The 2,500-nt window shown below is 57.0% G+C and carries 1 rRNA gene (cut by a window edge); it reads left to right on the top strand.

Annotated elements, in window-relative coordinates:
* A 23S ribosomal RNA gene (locus IE98_RS0141205) occupies positions 1–2,498 on the top strand; it begins 608 nt to the left of the window's first position.
* Positions 2,499–2,500 lie beyond the last annotated feature (2 nt).

Here is a 2,500-nt window from a genome sequence, read left to right as displayed (position 1 = left end):
CCTACAAGCCGTGGGGGCAGTCTTCGGACTGTGACTGCGTGCCTTTTGAAGAATGAGCCTGCGAGTTTGCGGTGTGTAGCGAGGTTAACCCGTGTGGGGTAGCCGTAGCGAAAGCGAGTCCGAATAGGGCGTTTGAGTTGCATGCCCAAGACCCGAAGCGGAGTGATCTAGCCATGGGCAGGTTGAAGCGCGGGTAAGACCGTGTGGAGGACCGAACCCACCAGGGTTGAAAACCTGGGGGATGACCTGTGGTTAGGGGTGAAAGGCCAATCAAACTCCGTGATAGCTGGTTCTCCCCGAAATGCATTTAGGTGCAGCGTCGCGTGTTTCTTGCCGGAGGTAGAGCACTGGATAGGCGATGGGCCTCACCGGGTTACTGACCTTAGCCAAACTCCGAATGCCGGTAAGTGAGAGCGCGGCAGTGAGACTGTGGGGGATAAGCTCCATGGTCGAGAGGGAAACAGCCCAGAACACCGACTAAGGTCCCTAAGCGTGTGCTAAGTGGGAAAGGATGTGGAGTCGCAGAGACAACCAGGAGGTTGGCTTAGAAGCAGCCACCCTTGAAAGAGTGCGTAATAGCTCACTGGTCAAGTGATTCCGCGCCGACAATGTAGCGGGGCTCAAGCACATCACCGAAGTCGTGTCATTGCAGCTATAGGGCCAACGCCTGCTGTGATGGGTAGGGGAGCGTCGTGTGCCGGGTGAAGCGGCCGAGGAATCGAGTCGTGGACGGTTCACGAGTGAGAATGCAGGCATGAGTAGCGATACAAGAGTGGGAAACTCTTGCGCCGATTGACCAAGGGTTCCTGGGTCAAGCTGATCTGCCCAGGGTAAGTCGGGACCTAAGGCGAGGCCGACAGGCGTAGTCGATGGACAACGGGTTGATATTCCCGTACCCGCTTTGAAGCGCCAACGTTGAACCCTCTGATGCTAAGCCCGTGAAGCCGTCCTGGATCCTTCGGGTGAAGGGGAGTGGTGGAGCCGGTGGCCCAAGGTGGTAGTAGGTGAGCGATGGGGTGACGCAGGAAGGTAGTCCAGCCCGGGCGGTGGTTGTCCCGGGGTAAGGGTGTAGGCCGAGTGATAGGCAAATCCGTCACTCATTAAGGCTGAGACCTGATGCCGAGCCGATTGTGGTGAAGTGGATGATCCTATGCTGTCGAGAAAAGCCTCTAGCGAGTTTCATGGCGGCCCGTACCCCAAACCGACTCAGGTGGTCAGGTAGAGAATACCGAGGCGTTCGGGTGAACTGTGGTTAAGGAACTCGGCAAAATGCCCCCGTAACTTCGGGAGAAGGGGGGCCAGCCCTGGTGGAGACCTTTACGGTCCGAGCTGGGGGTGGCCGCAGAGACCAGCGAGAAGCGACTGTTTACTAAAAACACAGGTCCGTGCGAAGCCGTAAGGCGATGTATACGGACTGACGCCTGCCCGGTGCTGGAACGTTAAGGGGACCGGTTAGTCCGATTTCGGTCGGGCGAAGCTGAGAACTTAAGCGCCAGTAAACGGCGGTGGTAACTATAACCATCCTAAGGTAGCGAAATTCCTTGTCGGGTAAGTTCCGACCTGCACGAATGGCGTAACGACTTCTCGACTGTCTCAACCACAGGCCCGGTGAAATTGCATTACGAGTAAAGATGCTCGTTTCGCGCAGCAGGACGGAAAGACCCCGGGACCTTTACTATAGCTTGATATTGGTGTTCGGTTCGGCTTGTGTAGGATAGGTGGGAGACTGTGAAGCAGCAACGCCAGTTGTTGTGGAGTCGCCGTTGAAATACCACTCTGGTCGTGCTGGATGTCTAACCTGGGTCCGTGATCCGGATCAGGGACAGTGTCTGGTGGGTAGTTTAACTGGGGCGGTTGCCTCCTAAAGGGTAACGGAGGCGCCCAAAGGTTCCCTCAGCCTGGTTGGCAATCAGGTGTTGAGTGTAAGTGCACAAGGGAGCTTGACTGTGAGACTGACGGGTCGAGCAGGTACGAAAGTAGGGACTAGTGATCCGGCGGTGGCTTGTGGAAGCGCCGTCGCTCAACGGATAAAAGGTACCCCGGGGATAACAGGCTGATCTTCCCCAAGAGTCCATATCGACGGGATGGTTTGGCACCTCGATGTCGGCTCGTCGCATCCTGGGGCTGGAGTAGGTCCCAAGGGTTGGGCTGTTCGCCCATTAAAGCGGTACGCGAGCTGGGTTTAGAACGTCGTGAGACAGTTCGGTCCCTATCCGCTGTGCGCGTAGGAGTGTTGAGAAGGGCTGTCCCTAGTACGAGAGGACCGGGACGGACGAACCTCTGGTGTGCCAGTTGTCCTGCCAAGGGCATGGCTGGTTGGCTACGTTCGGGAGGGATAACCGCTGAAAGCATCTAAGCGGGAAGCCTGCTTCGAGATGAGCACTCCCACCTCCTTGAGAGGGTAAGGCTCCCAGTAGACGACTGGGTTGATAGGCCGGATATGGAAGCCCAGTAATGGGTGGAGTTGACCGGTACTAATAGGCCGAGGGCTTGTCCTCAG

Source organism: Streptomyces sp. NRRL B-24484 (genome assembly GCF_000717715.1).
Taxonomy (GTDB): domain Bacteria; phylum Actinomycetota; class Actinomycetes; order Streptomycetales; family Streptomycetaceae; genus Kitasatospora.
The sequence above is the reverse complement of the archived record's forward strand: the minus strand, read 5'-3'. Positions and strand labels throughout refer to the sequence as shown.